Genomic DNA, 16,397 nt, shown 5'->3' on the forward strand with positions numbered 1-16,397 from the left:
CGTCGATTTCCGACCGCTCCCGCCGCGCCAACCGACCCGACTCATGATCACTCCGCGTGCGCGTCAGCGGGCACGGACGGGCGGACGGCGTCGAACGCGTACATCAATACCGCGCCCAGCGCCGCGCCGACGGGCCACGACAGCGCCGTCACCTCCTGGGAATCCGGAGCCAGCGCGACGATCACCGCCACCGTCCCCGAAATACCCAGCGCCGCCAGGGCTTTCGGGTTGAACCCGCGGGAGAAGTAGTAGCGCCCCTCCGCGGTGTCGGAGTACAGCTCGGCGACCGCCGTGCGCTGCCGCCGCACCAGGTAGTAGTCGACGATCAGGATGCCGAACACCGGGCCCATCAGCGCGCCGACCCCGCCGAGGAAGTAGATGATGAAATCCTGGTTCTCCCAGAGCTTCCACGGCATCACCAGGATGGACAGCACGGCGGTGACGATGCCGCCGGTGCGGAACGAGATGTATCGCGGTGCGGCATTGGAGATGTCGTAGGCCGGGGACACGAAGTTGAGAACCACGTTGATGCCGACAGTCGCCGTCGCGAACAACACCGCGGCCACGACCACCACGACATCGCTGTCGATGTCGGCGACCAGCTGCACCGGGTCGGTCAGCACCTTCCCGTACACCTTCAGCGTGGCCAGCGAGATGACGATCGACAGCACGACGAACGCGGTCTCGTTGAACGGGATGCCCCAGGCGTTGCCGCGCAGCACCGCCTTCCTGCTGGGCGAGAACCGCGCGAAGTCGGCGTAGTTGACGAGCGGACCCGCCATGAACGACACCATCAGGAAGGCGACGCCCACGAACGCGGCCACCGTCGCACCGCCCGACAGCGGCGCACCGGCACGGGCGTTGAAGTCGATGCTCCACTCGGCCTTGCCGAGAATCCAGATCGCCAGCGCGATCATGCCGATCCACACCGCGGGACCCGCGAAGTCCGAGGCCTTGCGCACCACTTCCATGCCGTAGTTGATGATCGCCAGCTGCACCGTCCACAGCACGAGGAACGCGATCCAGCCCAGCGTCGACAAGCCGAGGAAACTGGATTCGGTCCACGACGCCAACCCCGGCGACACCCGCAGCAGCAGCACCATCAGCGCGGTGGACGCCAGATAGGTCTGGATCCCGTACCAGAACACCGCGACGATCGCCCGCAGCAGCGCGGGAACGTTGGCGCCGAACACGCCGAACGCGGCGCGGGCGAAGACCGGGAACGGCACCCCGACCTTCTGTCCCGCGACGCCGACCAGATTGCTGCCCAACCACAGCACGAGCACGCCGGTGAACAGGGCGAGCATGGTCTGCCACCCGGTCATGCCGAGCGCGAGCATGCCGACGGCGAACCCGTAGCTGGCGATGCTGTGCGCCGAGGTCATCCAGAGACAGAAGATGTCCCAGGTACGCCAGGTCGCCGTCGCCTCGGTGGTGGGGGCCAAGTCGTCGTTGACCAGCGTGGAACTGCCCGGCGCGCCGTCCAGCGGCCGTACCCGAGTGTCTGTCATCGAGTGTCCTTCGTGCTTCGGTGGTGCTAACTGTTCCGCGGAAAACCGAGGTCTATGCCGCCGTGGCTGGGGTCGAGCCAGCGGGAGGTGATCGCCTTCTCCCTGGTGAAGAACGCGAATCCGTTGGGGCCGTATGCTTTCGCGTCGCCGAAGAGCGACGCCTTCCAGCCGCCGAAACTGTGGTAGGCCACCGGGACCGGGATCGGCACGTTCACTCCGATCATGCCGACGTGCACCTGTCGCTGGAAGCGCCGCGCCGCGCCGCCGTCGTTGGTGAAGATCGCGACGCCGTTGCCGTAGGGCGAGGCGTTGACGATCTCGACGCCCTGCTCGAAGCCCTCGACCCGCACCACCGAGAGCACGGGTCCGAAGATCTCGTCGCGATAGACCGCCGAGGTCACCGGCACCCGATCGATCAGGCTCGGTCCGAGCCAGAACCCGTTGGGGTCGCCGTCGACGGCGCTGTCGCGGCCGTCGACCACGACCCGCGCCTGGTCGGCGACGGCGGTGTCGAGGTAGGCGGCGACACGGTCGCGGTGCTCGCGGGTGATCAGCGGCCCCATGTCGCAGCCTCGGCGGCCGTCTCCAGTGCGCAGGCCGGTCATCCGTGCCGCGACGCGTTCCACCAGGTCGTCGGCGATGGTGTCGACCGCGAGCACCACGCTCACCGCCATGCACCGTTCGCCCGCCGATCCGAAGCCCGCGTTGACCGCCGCGTCGGCGGCCAAGTCCAGGTCGGCGTCCGGCAGAACGAGCATGTGGTTCTTGGCGCCGCCGAGCGCTTGCACCCGTTTGCCGTGCGCGCCCGCGGTCCGGTAGACGTAGTCGGCGATCGGGGTGGAGCCGACGAACGAGATCGCCGCGACCCGCGGATGGGTGAGCAGCGCGTCGACGGCCTCCTTGTCCCCGTGCACGACATTCAGCACGCCCGCGGGCAGACCGGCGTCGGCCGCGAGTTCGGCGAGCCAGTTCGCCGCCGACGGATCCTTCTCGCTGGGCTTGAGCACCACCGTGTTTCCCGCGGCGATCGCGATCGGGAAGAACCACAGCGGCACCATGGCCGGGAAGTTGAACGGACTGATGATGCCGACGACGCCGACCGGTTCGCGCACCGAGTACACGTCGATCCCGGTCGAGGCGTTCTGGCTGAACTCGCCTTTGAGCAGATGCGGCATGGACAGCGCGAACTCGACGACCTCGAGCCCGCGGGCGACCTCGCCCGCCGCGTCGGCGAGCACCTTGCCGTGCTCGGCGGTCAGGATGCTCGCCAGTTCGTCCTTGCGTGAGTTGAGCAGTTCCCGGAAGTTCAGCAGGAACCGGTGCCGGGTGGCGATGGAGGAGTCGGCCCAGCCGGGCAGCGCCGCCGCGGCGGCGGCGACGGCGGCGCCCACGTCCTCGGCGGTGGCCATCCGGACGCTGCGCTGCGCGACGCCGAGCGCCGGATCGAAAACCGGTGCGGTGCGTTCGGATTCGCCGGTCCACGGCTTGCCGTGGACCCAGTGGTCGACGATGTCGGTGGTCGCGGGATTCGTCATCGGATCTCCTCGGCTGGCAGGGCGGTCAGTACGTCACGCAGGATGGCGGCGCCCTCGGCGATCTCGGCCTCGGTCACCACGCAGGGCGGCGTGACGTGAATGCGGTTGTCGGCCAGGAACGGCAGGTAGCCCCTGGCGATCAGGTCGGATTTCACCCGCGCCATGGTGGCGGCCGACACGGGTTCGCGGGTGGCGCGATCGGCGACGAGTTCGACGGCCCAGAACACGCCTTCGCCGCGTACCTCGCCGATCACCGGGCAGTCGTCGGCCAGTCGCGCGAGCGCGGGGCCGAGCACGGTGCGGCCGATGCGTTCGGCATGGGCGACGATGCCCTCGTCGGCCATCACGTCCAGCGCGGCCACGATCGACGCCGCGGCCAGCGGATGCCCGCTGTAGGTGAGGCCGCCGGGGAAGACGGTGTCGTCGAAGGTGCGAGCGATCGCGTCGGAGATGACGACGCCGCCCACGGGGACGTAACCGGAGTTGACGCCCTTGGCGAAGGTGATCAGATCGGGCGTCACGTCGTAGCCGTCGAACGCGAACCACCGTCCGGTGCGGCCGAATCCGCACATCACCTCGTCGAGGATCAGCACAATGCCGTACCGGTCGGCGATGGCACGGACGCCGGCGAGGTAGCCGGGCGGCGGCACCAGGATGCCCGCGGTGCCCGGCACGGTCTCCAGCAGGATCGCGGCGATGGTCGCGGGTCCTTCGCACTGCACGACCCGCTCCAGGTGCCGCAGCGCGCGTTCGCTCTCCTCCTCGGGGGTGCTCGCCCAGAACTCGCTGCGATACAGGTAGGGGCCGAAGAAATGCACGTGGCCGCGCGCGTATTCGTTCGGCATCCGCCGCCAATCGCCGGTCGCGACGATGGCGGCGCCGGTATTGCCGTGGTAGGAGCGGTAGGTGGAGAGCACCTTGTCGCGGCCGGTGTGCAGCCGTGCCATCCGGATGGCGTTCTCGTTGGCGTCCGCGCCGCCGTTGGTGAAGAACACCTTGTCCAGACCGTCCGGCGCGAGGGCCGTGATCCGCTGGGCCGCTTCGCCGCGTCGCAGGTTGGCGGTGGCCGGTCCGATGGTGGCCAGGCGCGCGGCCTGGTCGGCGATCGCGGCCGTGACCACCGGATGCTGGTGGCCGATGTTCACATTGACCATCTGACTGGCGAAATCGAGGTATTCGCGGCCCGCGTGGTCCCACACCCGGCAGCCGCGACCGCCCGCGAGCACCACCGGCTGCAGCGCGGCCTGCGCCGACCACGAGTGGAACACATGGCTGCGGTCGAGTTCGTAGGCGCGCGCGTCCAAGTCGACGCGCACGGCGGTCATGCCGTGACCTTCGTCGCCGTAATAGCTTGCCGCAGTTGCGGAATGATGGTTTCGCCGTAGACGCGCATGGTTTCCTCTTTGTTGTCGTGTTGCAGGTAGCCCGCGAACTGATCGACGCCGAGGTCGGCGAGCCGTCGGAGTTTGGCGATGTGCTCGTCGGCGGTGCCGAGCAGGCAGAACCGTTCGACGATGTCGTCGGAGACGAAGTCGGCGTGCACGTTTCCCGCCCGGCCGTGCTGGTTGTAGTCGTAACCCGTTCGGTCCGCGATGTATTCGGTGAACGCGGGCGGCACCGCACCGCTGGCGCCGTAGCGCGCGACGATGTCGGCGACGTGGTTGCCGACCATCCCGCCGAACCAGCGGCACTGGTCGCGCATGTGCTTGCGGTCGGTGCCGATGTACATCGGTGCGGCCACGCAGATCTCGAGCGAACCGGGGTCGCGGCCCGCCGCCTCCGCCGCCTTCCGCACGGCGCCGATCATCCACTCGGCGATGTCGAGGTCGGCGAGTTGCAGGATGTAGCCGTCGGCCACCTCGCCGGTCAACGCCAGCGCTTTCGGTCCGTAGGCGGCCACCCAGACGTCCAGCGTCGAGCCGACGCTCCAGGGGAACTGCACGGTGCTGCCGCCGTATTCGACGGGTCGCGAGTTGGCCAGTTCCCTGATCACGTGGATGGATTCGCGCAGCGTGTTCAGTGTGGTGGGCTTGCCGCCGCCGACGCGTACCGCCGAATCGCCGCGCCCGATGCCGCAGATGGTCCGGTTGCCGTAGGCCTCGTTGAGTGTGGCGTACAGCGACGCCGTGACCGTCCAGTCCCGGGTCGCCGGGTTGGTCACCATGGGCCCCACCATGATTCGCTTCGTCTCGTGCAGGATCTGGCTGTAGAGCACATAAGGCTCCTGCCACAGCAGGTGCGAGTCGAAGGTCCACAGATGGCTGAACCCATGCGCCTCGGCCAGTTTCGCCAATTGGACGGTGCGCGCCGCCGGGGGATCGCACTGTAGTACCGCTCCGAATTGCATGGCGTCTCCTCAGATCAAGTACTGGCACGGATCGCGGCGCACGAACTGCCCGTCACCCTTGCGGCCGCGATACTCGCCGTCCGCGACCACGACCTTGCCGCGCGAGAGCACGGTGTCGACGCGGCCGTCGATCTCGTAGCCCTCCCACGCCGAGTGGTCCATGTTCATGTGATGGGTCTTGCCGAGGCCGATGGAGGTGTGGCCGTCCGGGTCGTAGACCAGGATGTCGGCGTCCGCGCCCGGTGCGAGCACGCCCTTGCGCCCGTAGAGGCCGAACATCCGGGCCGGGGTGGTCGAGGTGATCTCCACCCAGCGCTCCAGGGTGATGCGGCCCTCGACGACGCCCTGGTACATCAGGTCCATACGGTGCTCGACGGTGCCGATGCCGTTGGGAATCTTGGAGAAATCGCCGATACCCATGTCCTTCTGTCCCTTCATGCAGAAGGGGCAGTGGTCGGTGGACACCATCTGAAGGTCGTTGGTGCGCAACGCCTGCCACACCTGGTCCTGATGCTCTTCGCGCCGCGAGCGCAGCGGGGTCGAGCACACCCACTTCGCGCCTTCGAAACCGGGCGCGCCGAGGTTGTCCTCCAAGGACAGGTACAGGTACTGCGGGCAGGTCTCACCGAAGACGTTGCTGCCCCGGTCCCGAGCCGCGGCCAACTGGGCCACGGCCTGCTTCGCCGACACGTGCACCACGTACAGCGGTGCGCCGGTGAGATCGGCGAGCATGATCGCGCGGTGCGTCGCCTCCTCCTCCAGCTGCCAGGCGCGTGCGATGCCGTGGTAATAGGGGTCGGTCTTGCCCTCGGCCAGCAGTTGCTCGACGAGAACGTCGATGGCGGGGCCGTTCTCGGCGTGCATCATGGTGAGCAAACCGGTGTTCGCGCCGATCTGCATGGCGCGCAGGATCTGCGCGTCGTCGCTGTAGAAGACTCCCGGGTAGGCCATGAAAAGCTTGAAGCTGGTGATGCCCTCGTCCGGCATCCTGCGCAGCGCGGCCAGGGATTCGTTGTCGACGTCGCCGATGATCTGGTGGAACGAATAGTCGATCGCGCACTGGCCCGACGCCATCTTGTGCCAGGTGTCCAAGGAATCCTGCACGCGCTCACCGAACTTCTGCACCGCGAAGTCGATGATCGTGGTGGTTCCGCCCCAGGCGGCGGCCCTGGTGCCGCTCTCGAAATCGTCGGAAGCCGTTGTGCCGCCGAACGGCATCGACATGTGGGTGTGCGCGTCGATGCCGCCCGGGACGACGTACTTGCCGGTCGCGTCGATGACGGTGTCCACCGTTTCGGCCAGGTTCGCGCCGAGCGCCGTCGTGCCCGGCTCCAGCAGCGCGACGATGCGTTCGCCGTCGACCAGGATGTCGGCCGCGCCGCGCCCGGTCGCCGAGACGACCGTTCCTCCGGTGATCAGTGTGGTACCCATGGTCCCTCCTGGTTCAGGGCGCCACGATGGCGTCGTAGGAATCCGGTCGCCGGTCGCGATAGAACTGCCAGTCGCCGCGGACTTCGCGCACCAGGTCCAGATCGAGTTCGCGTACCACCAGTTCGTCGGTGTCGGTGGAGGCCCGCTCGCCGACGTAGCAGCCGCGCGGGTCGACGAAATACGAAGTGCCGTAGAAGGTCACGGCGTCGTCGCCGAACTCCTCCGTCTCCGTACCGATGCGGTTGTTCGCGCCGATGAAGTACTGGTTGGCGGCCGCCGCGGCGGGTTGCTCCAGCTCCCACAGTCGTTCGGACAAACCGGGTTTGGTCGCGGACGGATTGAAAACGAGTTCCGCGCCCGCCAATCCGTAGGCGCGCCAGCCCTCCGGGAAGTGGCGGTCATAGCAGATGTAGACACCGACCTTGCCCACGGCGGTGTCGAAGACGGGGTAGCCCAGGTTGCCCGGCCGGAAATAGAACTTCTCCCAGAAGCCGGACAGCTGCGGAATGTGGTGCTTGCGGTACTTGCCCAGGTAGGTGCCGTCGGCGTCGATCACCGCGGCGGTGTTGTAGAGCACGCCGGGCTGGTCTTCCTCGTACACCGGAAGCACCATCACCATCCGGTGCTCCCTGGCCAGTTCCGCGAACCGCTCCGTCGTCGGACCCGGCACGGATTCGGCGTACTCGTAGTACTTCTTGTCCTGCACGTTGCCGAAATACGGTCCGTAGAACAGTTCTTGGAAGCAGATGATCTGCACGCCCGCGGCGGCGGCCTGCTCGACGAAACCTTCGTGCTTGGCCAGCATCGACTTCTTGTCGCCGGTCCACGTCGCCTGGGTGATGGCGGCTTTGATTGTCGTCACCTGTCGATCTCCCTACCGAAGTTGGTTATGTTATCTTCGAAGGTAAACATTTCCTGAATATTTCAGTCGGTGCCGAAAGTGTAAATCTCGCGAGGTGATCGAGGCATGGAAACGAACGACCGAATCCAGATCGATGACCCCACTCCCGCGGGTATCGCGGGCGCCATCGCCCGGCTGATCACCAGCGGCGAGCTACGCGCCGGTGACCGGCTGCCCACGGTGCGGGAGCTGTCGAGCCGTCTCGGGGTCAGTCCGGCGACCGTGAGTCACGGCTGGCGGGCACTGGCGCAGGCGGGGCTGGTGGTGTCCCGCGGTCGGAGCGGGACGTTCGTCGCCGACGGCGGGGCCAGGGCGGGGTCCTCCCGGACCGACAGCATGACACGCGGCGCGAGCTCCGCCCGGCTGGACCTCTCGCTCGGCACGCCCGATCCGGCGCTGCTGCCCGAGATCGGATCGATCCTGTCCCGGCTGGCCCTGAACGCCGAGACCACCGACTACCACCAGGCGCCGGTGGTTCCCGAGCTCGGGCGGTTGTTGCAGGCGGACTGGCCCACCGGGTCCGGCGCGCTGACCGTCGTCGACGGCGCCATGGACGCGGTCGCCCGCAGCCTGCAGGCCGTCGTTCGATTCGGTGATCGGGTGATCGTCGAGGATCCCACCTTCCCGCACATTCTCGACTACCTGGAATCCATTGGCGCACAGATCGTTCCGGTGCGCATGGACGCGGAAGGGGTGCTGCCCGACGAGTTCGCGCGGGCGGTGGCCACCGGCGCGACCGCGGCGGTTCTGCAACCACGCGCGCAGAATCCCACCGGCGCGTCGATGAGCACCGAGCGCGCCGAGGAGCTCGTCGCGATCCTGCGCCGCGGCGATCACCGCTGCATGATCATCGAGGACGATCACTCCGGAGCCGTCGTCCCCGCCGAGGACATCAGCCTCGGCCGCTGGCTGCCCGACCGGGTGCTACACGTCCGCAGCTACTCCAAATCGCACGGTCCCGACCTGCGGATCGCGGCCCTGTCCGGTCCCGAGGAGATCATCGACCGGATCGTCGCCACTCGGGTCCTCGGGCCGGGTTGGACGCCGCGCATCCTGCAGCGCCTGCTGCACGAGATGCTTCGCGACGACACCGTCACCCGCACCGTCGACCACGCGCGCGAGCAATATCAGGTCCGCCGCCGCGCCCTCGCCGACGCGCTTCGGCATCACGGCGCCCGGCTCGCCGAAGGGCAGGGCCTCAACGCCTGGCTACCGGTCGCCGACGAGCGCACCGCCCTGATCCACTTGGCGGCCAACGGAATCCGCGTAGCCCCCGGCGGCCCCTTCTTCGTGGCCGATCGCGGTCATCCGGAAGCGGTGCGCGTGACCATCGCGCCGCTGTCGGGCGGCATCGACGAGGTCGCCGCCGCCCTCGCCTTGGCCGCCCGCCCGCGGCAGTCGGAGTACTTCTCGCTCGACCCGGGGTCTCGGGACGGTCGATAGCCTCCTCGCCACCGCCCGGCCGTGACGCTACCGGGCGACGTCAGGCCGGGTCCATCGTCCGCTCTCGTGCCGTGACCGACCGATCGCCCTGTCGCGCCGCCAAGACGACCAGGACTCCGGCGACTGTGCCGGCGAAGTACGGGGAGGGCACGAGAAGCACGCCGCCCACGGCACACCACACTGCCAAAGCCCAGCCGACCCAGGCGGGCACTGGCACGCCGCGCCGCGCGAGATGCCAAGTGAGACAGCCCAACAGAATCAACGGCACGGCGAAGCTGCCGGGACCGCTCCAGAAGGTCAGCGCGTTCTGCGTGGACGCGACCGTCTCCTCCTCGTCGGTGAGGCCGAGCGGGACGGCCGCCCACACTCCGCGATCCACCCAGTCGGTGATGTCGCTCCACGCGAAGAGTGCCAACAGGATGAGATGGCCGGTGCCGAGGACGATCATGATCCCGCTCGCCCAGCGCAGCAACGACTTTCCGGCGTTCATCGGTTCGCCTTCCCTTTTATACGGTACCGTACAGTTCGTTTGTACGGTACCGTATAAACGAGAGGCGATCAATGGAGGTGACCCCGATTCCCGCTGTGGCCCGCACGACACGCGCCCGCTGGATAGCGGCGGGTCTCGACGCGCTCGCCGGGGGAGGCCCCGACGCGGTCCGTGTCGAAACGCTCGCCGCCGCACTCGGAGTGACGAAGGGCGGGTTCTACGGGCACTTCGACGGCCGCGCCGCGTTTCTGGCGGAGATGCTCGACGAGTGGGAACGCCGCTGCACCACAGAGGTCATCGCCCAAGCCGACGCCGAGGGCGGCGACGCCGCCGAGCGCATCCGGCGCGTCGGCCAACTGACCTTCTCCGAGGACCTGCACCGGATTGATCTCGCGATCCGGGCCTGGGCCAACCGCGACGAATCCGTCGCGGCGCGGCTGCGGCGCATCGACAACAAGCGAATGGACTTCCTGCGCAAGATGTTCGGCGCCTTCCTCGACGATCCCGACGAGATCGAGGCGCGATGCATGCTGACCTTCGCGCTGGCCATCGGCCGCCACTTCATCGTCGCGGACCATCCCGGGTACACCAAACTCGAAGCGATTCACCTTGCCGGAGAACATCTTTTGCGTCCGTAGTGCCGCGCTGGTCTGCCGGGTTTCTTTTGGTGGACCCGCCTCGATGTAGCGGCGGTGGGCTGCGCCGCCGTCGCGGTACCCTCGTCCAGCTTCGGATCAGAATGGAAACTCGGCGTAGGCTCCTCCCGCGAACCACGACCTGGCGTGCTGACGCAACCGCCTGCTGTAAGCAGCGTGATCGAAAAGCGCTGTGTAAGTAGGAAATTCGGTACGGATGAGTCCCGCCCGGTCGGCCAGGTAGACATCGATGCCGGGATACATCAAACCGACGAACGGCAGGTCGTCGACGTCCAGGGCGAGGACGGGATACTCGCCCTCCGAATCCGTTTCGCCGACGGCGAGGATCCGGCGCGAGTCCGAGCCGCCCGGGAGAAGGAAGCACTCCTCGAAACGCTCGGCGAGCGAGGCATAACACTCGGCCCATGGCTCGCCGAGTTCGTCGCGGACCAGCTCGTCGAGCCGCCGGGGTGCGAAGCCGCCGTCCGTTCCGAACCAGTCGCAGCGCTCCAGCAGGCCGATGTCGAAGGCCAGCCACGCCCGCAGACTCGGCGACAACGGATGCCCGGAGGGAAAGACGGTCTCGGCCAACACATCCGCCGCCATCGGCCGCGGGGCTCCCGTCACCCACGGCACGTGCCGGTGTGGGAGCATGGAAGCTCCCGGGTCTTGCCGCACCGCCTCGATCACGCGCTCCACCAGAGGCGCTCCGTGCGCGGAGCTTCCGTCGATCACCATGCCGCGGAAGGTAGCAGGTCGCGCCGACATCGGTGGGTCAGTCGTCCTCGAAGTGGCACACCGCCGAGACGCGATCGCGCAACCACCGGTGCGCCGGGTCCGCGCCGAGCCGGACGTGCCACAGCAGAGAGATCGTCACTTCCGGGGCACGGAAAGGCAATTCGAACGAGCGCAGTCCCGCACGCAGGTTCGCCGTGTGCCGCCGCGGCACCGTGGCGACGAGGTCGGTGGCTCGCGCGAGCGCCAGCGCCGCGCCGAAGCCGTCCACGACGGTCACGACGTCGCGGCGGTGGCCGGTCGGTTCCAGCGCCTCGTCCACGAGTCCGGCGGTCAGTCCGCGACGGGAGACGTGCACGTGGCGCGCCGCGGCGTACCGTGCGGCGGTCACCTTCCCGGTGCCGAGGGGATGCTCGGCGCGGACCACGCCGATGAAGCGGTCGGTGAACAGTGGTTTGCTGAGCACATCCGGGGGCAGCGCGTTCTCGACGACGCCGGTTTCCAGGTCGACGACGCCCTCGCGTAAGGGCGCGGTGTCTTTCTTGGTCTTCTGAAGGAACCGCAAGCGCACGCCCGGCGCCGCCTCGGCGACCTCGGCAACCAGCGCGGGCCCGAATCGCTCGACGAACCCATCGCTGCCGCGCAGCGCGAAAGTCCTTCGCAGCGTGGCCAAATCGAGAGTTTCGACCGGCCGCAACACCGCTTCGGCTTCCTGGACGAGCCCGCGCACCCGTTCGCGCAACTCGACGGCACGGGGAGTGGGGACCAGGCCGCGTCCCGCCCGCACCAGCAACGGGTCTCCGGTGGCGCGCCGGAGCCGGGCGAGCGCGCGGCTCATCGCGGACGGACTCAGTGCGAGCCGTTCGCCCGCCCGCGTCACGCTGCCCTCCTCGAGCAGAACGTCCAGGGTGACGAGCAAGTTCAGATCGGGCCGCGCCATGCGGACAGGATCGCACACCTGGCGTCCGGTGCACAGTTGGCTTTACTTCTTTGCGTCTTCCGCCAGTTCGGAACGGAACCTACGTTCGAGGCACACCGTCGAAGCCAGGAGGAAGACCTTCATGTCCAGATCAGCAACACCTCCCGGCGTCGGGCACGAGCCGGTGGGCCTTCGCGCACCGAGCTGGGTGCTCACCGCACTCTCGCTGTCGATGCTGCTGCCGTCGCTGAGCATCAGCATCGCCAACGTGGGCCTGCCGTCGATGGCGGTGGCGCTGGACGCGTCCTTCCACGAGGTCCAGTGGATCGTGATCGCCTACCTGTTGGCCATCACGACGCTGATCGTCGGGGTCGGTCGGCTCGGCGACCTGGTCGGCCGCCGTCGGTTACTGGTGCTCGGTATCGCGGTGTTCACCGTCGCGACGCTGCTGTGCGGTCTCGCTCCGAATCTGGCGCTCCTGATCGCCGCGCGGGCGCTGCAAGGGATTGGTGCGGCGTGCATGATGGCGCTGACGATGGCCTCGGTCGGCGCGGTCGTGCCCGAACATCGCACGGGTAGCGCGATGGGGCTGCTTGGCACGATGTCGGCCGTCGGCACGGCGCTCGGGCCGTCCCTCGGCGGTGCGCTGATCGATGTATTCGGTTGGCGAGCGATCTTTTTGGCTGTCGTGCCGGTCGGGGCGCTCGCGCTGGCGCTCACCCTCCGGTTGCCTGCGGACAGTGCGTCGGGAACCTCGGCCCGGCGTTTCGACACCATGGGCACCGTACTGCTGGCCGTGACGCTGGGGGCTTATGCGCTGGCCGTGACCGCCGGGTCGTTCGGGCCGCTCTCGCTCGGCTTGCTCGGCGTCGCCGGTGCGGGTCTCGCGCTGTTCGCGGTCGTCGAGAGCAAGGTGTCGTTCCCGCTGCTGACCCTCGGGATGTTGCGCGATCCGGCGCTCGCCGTCGGGTTGACGACGAGTGCCCTGGTCTCGGCCGTCATGATGACGACCCTGGTCGTCGGCCCGTTCCACCTGGGCGGTGCGCTCGGTCTCGGCACCGCCGCGGTGGGGCTCGTGATGTCGGCGGGTCCGGCGGTCTCGGCGCTCACCGGCGTGCCTGCCGGGCGCGCCACCGACCGCTTCGGGTCGGGAACGATGGTGATCGTCGGGCTCGTCGGCATCATCGTCGCCACGCTGACGCTGTCGGTGATGCCCGTGGCGGCGGGCGTCCTCGGCTACGTGCTGCCGTTGGTCGTCTGCACCGCGAGTTACGCGACGTTCCAAGCGGCCAACAACACCGCGGTGATGAAAGATGTTGCCGCGCAACAGCGTGGCTTGGTGTCCGGGATGCTGAACCTCTCCCGCAACCTCGGTCTGATGACCGGTGCGTCGGTCATGGGCGCGGTCTTCGCGCGCGCCGCCGGAACGCGGGACATCACGACGGGTACACCGGCGGAGATAGCGCGGGGAACGCACTGGACTTTCGCGGTCGCGGCACTGCTGGTCGGTGCCGGTTCGGTGTTGGTTCTGATGCTGCGCAGGCCTCGGGCTATGTCGCGCTGAGTCTTTCGAGCCACGGGTGCCCGGGATGAATCCGCGACAGCCATTCGGCAAGCCGAGACTTCTGCGCTGGGTTCATCGCGGGGAGCACTCGCTGGAAGTCGGCTTCGTCCTTGTCGCGCTGCGCTTTCGCCTTGAAGAGCAGCGCGGCTTCGGGCGTCGAGTACGGGATGCCCTCGGCGGTGCGCAGAATCAGGTCTGCGTACGGCAGCGTGATCGCCGGGTCGCGGCGGCACACCCAGCGATCACCGATATGCGGTTCGCGAAACACGTCGAGGTGATAGCGCCCGGTCGCCGGATTCCGCAGCCAGGTCTGATGCTGATTCTCGGCTTCCGCGGGAAACGGCCACACCCGTCCGTCGCCGACGACATCCCACTCGAAACCGGGAAAAGCGGCGACAACCTCGCCGAATCGCTCTCGCGGAATACCGATTTCGAGATCGCTGTGTTCGCGAGCATCACCTCCGGTGAACAGATCGAGCGCCCACCCGGCGGCCACGTACCACGGCGCCGAGACGCCCGCCATACATTCCGCGACTTCGGTGGGAGTCCACGCCGCCCACAGTTCGGCGGCCTCCTCGGCCGAAAGCGGATATCCGGTCACCTCGAGCAGCCTACCGTTCCTTCGAGTAGTGGCGTGGCTCGAAGTCTGCCGACGACGACCCGTACGAGCCTCGCTCTCGAGAGCGCCCCCGTCTTGCGCCGCGCGGTTCGATTGGCCAACCGGCGGCTTCGCGTGCCCGGCTGGTGAACTCGCTCAGGTTGGGATGTCGAGAACCGAGAGGAACGCAGTCGCCGCCGGGGTGCGGGTGGACTGGCCCCAGATGGCGTACTCGACGCGGGCGGGAGCGTCGGTGATCTCGAGGGTGACGACGCCGGTGAGCCGTGGCGCGTAGGACGAGGCGAGCAGGGCGATGCCGAGCCCCTGCTCGACGAGCCGCGACATCAGCGAGTCCGCGGTGCTCACTTCGAAGGCGACGTCCCGGGCGAGACCGGCCGCGGCGAAGGCTTGGTCGGACTGGGCGCGTCCGGCTGTCCCGGCCGGCAGGTCCACGAACACTTCGGAAGACAGCCTGCGTAGGTCGACCGCGGGTTCGCCCGCGAGCGGATGGTCTGGCGCGACCACGGCGACGAGCCGGTCGCGGGCGAGTTCGTGGGCGGCGACACCCCGCGGTTGCGTCGTGGTCGGCAGTCCTAGGAAGGCCACATCGATAGCTCCCCGCTCGACCTGCTCGGTCAGCTCCTCGCTCGCACCGACCCGCAGGTTGACGCGCACGTGCGGGTACCGCCCGCGAAATTCGCGCAGCGCCGCGGGGAGATCGACCGCGGCGACAGTCGGAATCAGCCCTACGGCGAGTCGTCCGCGCACCTCGCCGACGGCGGCGGCGACTTCGGCGGCCGCGCGTTCGGCGGCGTCCAGACACTGACGCGCGGCCGGGAGGAACGCAGCGCCCGCCGGTGTCAGCCGCACCCGGCGGCTGGTGCGCTCGAACAGCCGCGCACCGAGTTCCCTTTCCAGACGGGCGATTTGGTGACTGAGCGCGGACTGGACGACCAGACACCGTTCGGCGGCGCGGGTGAAGCTGGTCGTCTCGGCGACGGCGACCACGTAGCGCATCTGCTGAAGCTCCATGAATCAATCGTGGATCACGATCGATGAAGTGACAAACATGTGTTGGACTCATTGATTGCCGCCGGGTGAGACTGCGAACGTGAAAAGTCCAGCAGTACAGGAGGTTTCCCTGGGAGGTGCACCGCGGGGAAATCTGCGGCGGACCGCCCTGACGGCGCTCGCCCCCGCGGCATGGGGCACGACGTATGTCGTCATCACCGAGCTTCTGCCACCGGGACACCCGCTGTTCGCGGGTCTCCTTCGCGCGTTGCCCGCCGGTGTGATCGCGCTGGCCATCACCCGGACGCTGCCGCGCGGCGCGTGGTGGTGGAAAGCCGCGGCACTCGGCGTGCTGAACATCGGCCTGCTCACCGCGCTGCTGTTCGTCTCGGCCGAACGCCTGCCGGGCGGCGTTGCCGCCACCTTGGCCGCGGCTCAGCCGCTCATCGTCGCCCTACTGGCCGTGGCTGTGCTGCACGAGCGTCCGTCCGCTTGGCGCCTCGCGTGGGGAGTGACCGGCGTGGTCGGCGTCAGCTTGGTGGTGCTCGGTCCGAGTGCGGCACTCGACTTCACCGGGATCGTGGCGGGTCTGGGCAGCGCGGCCTCGATGGCGTTCGGGCTGACCCTCACCAAGCGCTGGGGACGCCCCGCCGAAGTCGGCGCCACCGCATTCGCCGCGTGGCAGCTCACCGCGGGTGGCCTCTTCCTGCTTCCCGTCACCCTTCTCGTCGAGGGCCCGCCTTCGGCGATCGACCCGACCGCCGCGCTCGGCTACCTCTGGCTGGGTCTGGTCGGCGGTCTGATCGCCTACGTGCTCTGGTTCCGCGGCCTCGGCACCTTGCCCGTCTCCTCGGTCGCGGTTCTCGTCCTGCTCTCGCCGCTTGTCGCCGCAGTGCTCGGCGCGGTCCTGCTCGGCCAGACACTCGGTCCGATTCAACTCGTGGGGTTCGGGCTCGCGCTCGCCGCGATCGTCGCTGGACAGCTGCCCGAACCAACAACCGATAGGACACCCGAATGAAGATCGCCGTCGTCGGAGCCACCGGCATGGTCGGCTCGCGCGTCGTCGCCGAAGCCGCGCGCCGGGGCCACGACCAGATCGCGGTATTCCGGTCCCGGCAGCCCACCGCCCTGCCGCCTGGCGTGCCGGCGGGTACCTCCCGATTCGTCACGGGACGGTCGGTCGGTTCGATGAGCATGAAAGATGTTGCCGCGCAACAGCGTGGCTTGGTTTCCGGGATGCTGAACCTCTCCCGAACGTCGGTCTGATGACCGGTGCG

General features: G+C 68.4%; 16 protein-coding genes. 5 read left to right on the top strand and 11 right to left on the bottom strand.

Translation table 11 applies throughout. The annotated features are described in order from the left end of the window. Window positions 1–47: 47 nt before the first annotated feature. From T333_RS28850 to T333_RS28875, 6 genes are read right to left on the bottom strand one after another with little or no spacing between them, the layout of a single operon-like run. Entirely contained in the window at window positions 48–1,511 is a 1,464-nt protein-coding gene (locus T333_RS28850; protein ID WP_496426456.1) for an NCS1 family nucleobase:cation symporter-1, read from the bottom strand. Window positions 1,512–1,537: 26 nt separating this feature from the next. Next, complete coding sequence (locus T333_RS28855; protein ID WP_496426457.1) at window positions 1,538–3,046, bottom strand: CoA-acylating methylmalonate-semialdehyde dehydrogenase; 1,509 nt, start codon at window positions 3,044–3,046, stop codon at window positions 1,538–1,540. Next, window positions 3,043–4,371 (bottom strand): aspartate aminotransferase family protein, encoded by a 1,329-nt coding sequence (locus tag T333_RS28860; protein ID WP_496426458.1) that lies wholly within the window; start codon window positions 4,369–4,371, stop codon window positions 3,043–3,045. Before T333_RS28860 ends, T333_RS28855 begins: the two co-directional genes overlap by 4 nt. Then, window positions 4,368–5,393, bottom strand: coding sequence for a TIGR03842 family LLM class F420-dependent oxidoreductase (locus T333_RS28865; protein WP_355002614.1), 1,026 nt, complete (start codon window positions 5,391–5,393; stop codon window positions 4,368–4,370). Before T333_RS28865 ends, T333_RS28860 begins: the two co-directional genes overlap by 4 nt. Before the next feature lie 9 nt (window positions 5,394–5,402). Further along, window positions 5,403–6,824, bottom strand: a complete 1,422-nt coding sequence (gene hydA / locus T333_RS28870; RefSeq protein WP_496426459.1) for a dihydropyrimidinase — start codon at window positions 6,822–6,824, stop codon at window positions 5,403–5,405. A gap of 13 nt (window positions 6,825–6,837) precedes the next feature. Continuing rightward, window positions 6,838–7,686 (bottom strand): nitrilase-related carbon-nitrogen hydrolase, encoded by an 849-nt coding sequence (locus tag T333_RS28875; RefSeq protein ID WP_496426460.1) that lies wholly within the window; start codon window positions 7,684–7,686, stop codon window positions 6,838–6,840. Between the two features lie 105 nt (window positions 7,687–7,791). Here T333_RS28875 and T333_RS28880 point away from each other — a divergent pair, with 105 nt between their 5' ends. After that, window positions 7,792–9,168, top strand: coding sequence for an aminotransferase-like domain-containing protein (locus tag T333_RS28880; RefSeq protein WP_496426461.1), 1,377 nt, complete (start codon window positions 7,792–7,794; stop codon window positions 9,166–9,168). 40 nt (window positions 9,169–9,208) lie between these two features. On the opposite strand, the gene T333_RS28885 is transcribed toward T333_RS28880, so the two are convergent. Continuing rightward, on the bottom strand, window positions 9,209–9,658 hold the full coding sequence (locus T333_RS28885) for a DUF6463 family protein (protein WP_496426462.1): 450 nt from the start codon (window positions 9,656–9,658) through the stop codon (window positions 9,209–9,211). 71 nt (window positions 9,659–9,729) lie between these two features. Here T333_RS28885 and T333_RS28890 point away from each other — a divergent pair, with 71 nt between their 5' ends. After that, entirely contained in the window at window positions 9,730–10,296 is a 567-nt protein-coding gene (locus tag T333_RS28890) for a TetR/AcrR family transcriptional regulator (protein WP_496426463.1), read from the top strand. 96 nt (window positions 10,297–10,392) lie between these two features. Here the strand turns inward: T333_RS28890 and T333_RS28895 are convergent, their stop codons facing one another. After that, window positions 10,393–11,031 (bottom strand): hypothetical protein, encoded by a 639-nt coding sequence (locus tag T333_RS28895; RefSeq protein WP_496426464.1) that lies wholly within the window; start codon window positions 11,029–11,031, stop codon window positions 10,393–10,395. A gap of 37 nt (window positions 11,032–11,068) precedes the next feature. Beyond that, a complete protein-coding gene (locus tag T333_RS28900) occupies window positions 11,069–11,968 on the bottom strand; it encodes a LysR family transcriptional regulator (RefSeq protein WP_496426465.1) in 900 nt (299 codons plus the stop codon). A 121-nt stretch (window positions 11,969–12,089) separates the two neighbouring features. Here T333_RS28900 and T333_RS28905 point away from each other — a divergent pair, with 121 nt between their 5' ends. Then, the gene (locus T333_RS28905) at window positions 12,090–13,511 is read left to right on the top strand and encodes an MFS transporter (protein WP_496426466.1); all 1,422 of its coding nucleotides are present in this window, start codon (window positions 12,090–12,092) and stop codon (window positions 13,509–13,511) included. On the opposite strand, the gene T333_RS28910 is transcribed toward T333_RS28905, so the two are convergent. Both T333_RS28910 and T333_RS28915 read right to left on the bottom strand, forming a co-directional pair. Continuing rightward, window positions 13,498–14,112: a nucleotidyltransferase domain-containing protein gene (locus T333_RS28910; protein WP_496426467.1), complete on the bottom strand. Its 615-nt coding sequence runs from the start codon at window positions 14,110–14,112 to the stop codon at window positions 13,498–13,500. The genes T333_RS28905 and T333_RS28910 overlap by 14 nt on opposite strands. 153 nt (window positions 14,113–14,265) lie before the next feature. Then, window positions 14,266–15,141, bottom strand: coding sequence for a LysR family transcriptional regulator (locus T333_RS28915; protein WP_357254984.1), 876 nt, complete (start codon window positions 15,139–15,141; stop codon window positions 14,266–14,268). Between the two features lie 79 nt (window positions 15,142–15,220). On the opposite strand from T333_RS28915, the gene T333_RS28920 reads away from it, so the two are divergent. Continuing rightward, window positions 15,221–16,138: an EamA family transporter gene (locus tag T333_RS28920; RefSeq protein WP_496426468.1), complete on the top strand. Its 918-nt coding sequence runs from the start codon at window positions 15,221–15,223 to the stop codon at window positions 16,136–16,138. Next, on the top strand, window positions 16,135–16,386 hold the full coding sequence (locus T333_RS28925) for an NAD-dependent epimerase/dehydratase family protein (protein WP_496426469.1): 252 nt from the start codon (window positions 16,135–16,137) through the stop codon (window positions 16,384–16,386). The genes T333_RS28920 and T333_RS28925 overlap by 4 nt, the downstream gene beginning before the upstream one ends. Window positions 16,387–16,397: the final 11 nt, after the last annotated feature.

The sequence above is a fragment of the Nocardia sp. CNS-044 genome (assembly GCF_059570515.1).

Coding starts and splice junctions, on each gene's coding strand:
- T333_RS28915 (WP_357254984.1), bottom strand. CDS start 15,141: ATGGAGCTTCAGCAGATGCGCTACGTGGTCGCCGTCGCCGAGACGACC.
- T333_RS28905 (WP_496426466.1), top strand. CDS start 12,090: ATGTCCAGATCAGCAACACCTCCCGGCGTCGGGCACGAGCCGGTGGGC.
- T333_RS28890 (WP_496426463.1), top strand. CDS start 9,730: ATGGAGGTGACCCCGATTCCCGCTGTGGCCCGCACGACACGCGCCCGC.
- T333_RS28925 (WP_496426469.1), top strand. CDS start 16,135: ATGAAGATCGCCGTCGTCGGAGCCACCGGCATGGTCGGCTCGCGCGTC.
- T333_RS28880 (WP_496426461.1), top strand. CDS start 7,792: ATGGAAACGAACGACCGAATCCAGATCGATGACCCCACTCCCGCGGGT.
- T333_RS28860 (WP_496426458.1), bottom strand. CDS start 4,371: ATGACCGCCGTGCGCGTCGACTTGGACGCGCGCGCCTACGAACTCGAC.
- hydA (WP_496426459.1), bottom strand. CDS start 6,824: ATGGGTACCACACTGATCACCGGAGGAACGGTCGTCTCGGCGACCGGG.
- T333_RS28895 (WP_496426464.1), bottom strand. CDS start 11,031: ATGGTGATCGACGGAAGCTCCGCGCACGGAGCGCCTCTGGTGGAGCGC.
- T333_RS28900 (WP_496426465.1), bottom strand. CDS start 11,968: ATGGCGCGGCCCGATCTGAACTTGCTCGTCACCCTGGACGTTCTGCTC.
- T333_RS28885 (WP_496426462.1), bottom strand. CDS start 9,658: ATGAACGCCGGAAAGTCGTTGCTGCGCTGGGCGAGCGGGATCATGATC.
- T333_RS28865 (WP_355002614.1), bottom strand. CDS start 5,393: ATGCAATTCGGAGCGGTACTACAGTGCGATCCCCCGGCGGCGCGCACC.
- T333_RS28850 (WP_496426456.1), bottom strand. CDS start 1,511: ATGACAGACACTCGGGTACGGCCGCTGGACGGCGCGCCGGGCAGTTCC.
- T333_RS28855 (WP_496426457.1), bottom strand. CDS start 3,046: ATGACGAATCCCGCGACCACCGACATCGTCGACCACTGGGTCCACGGC.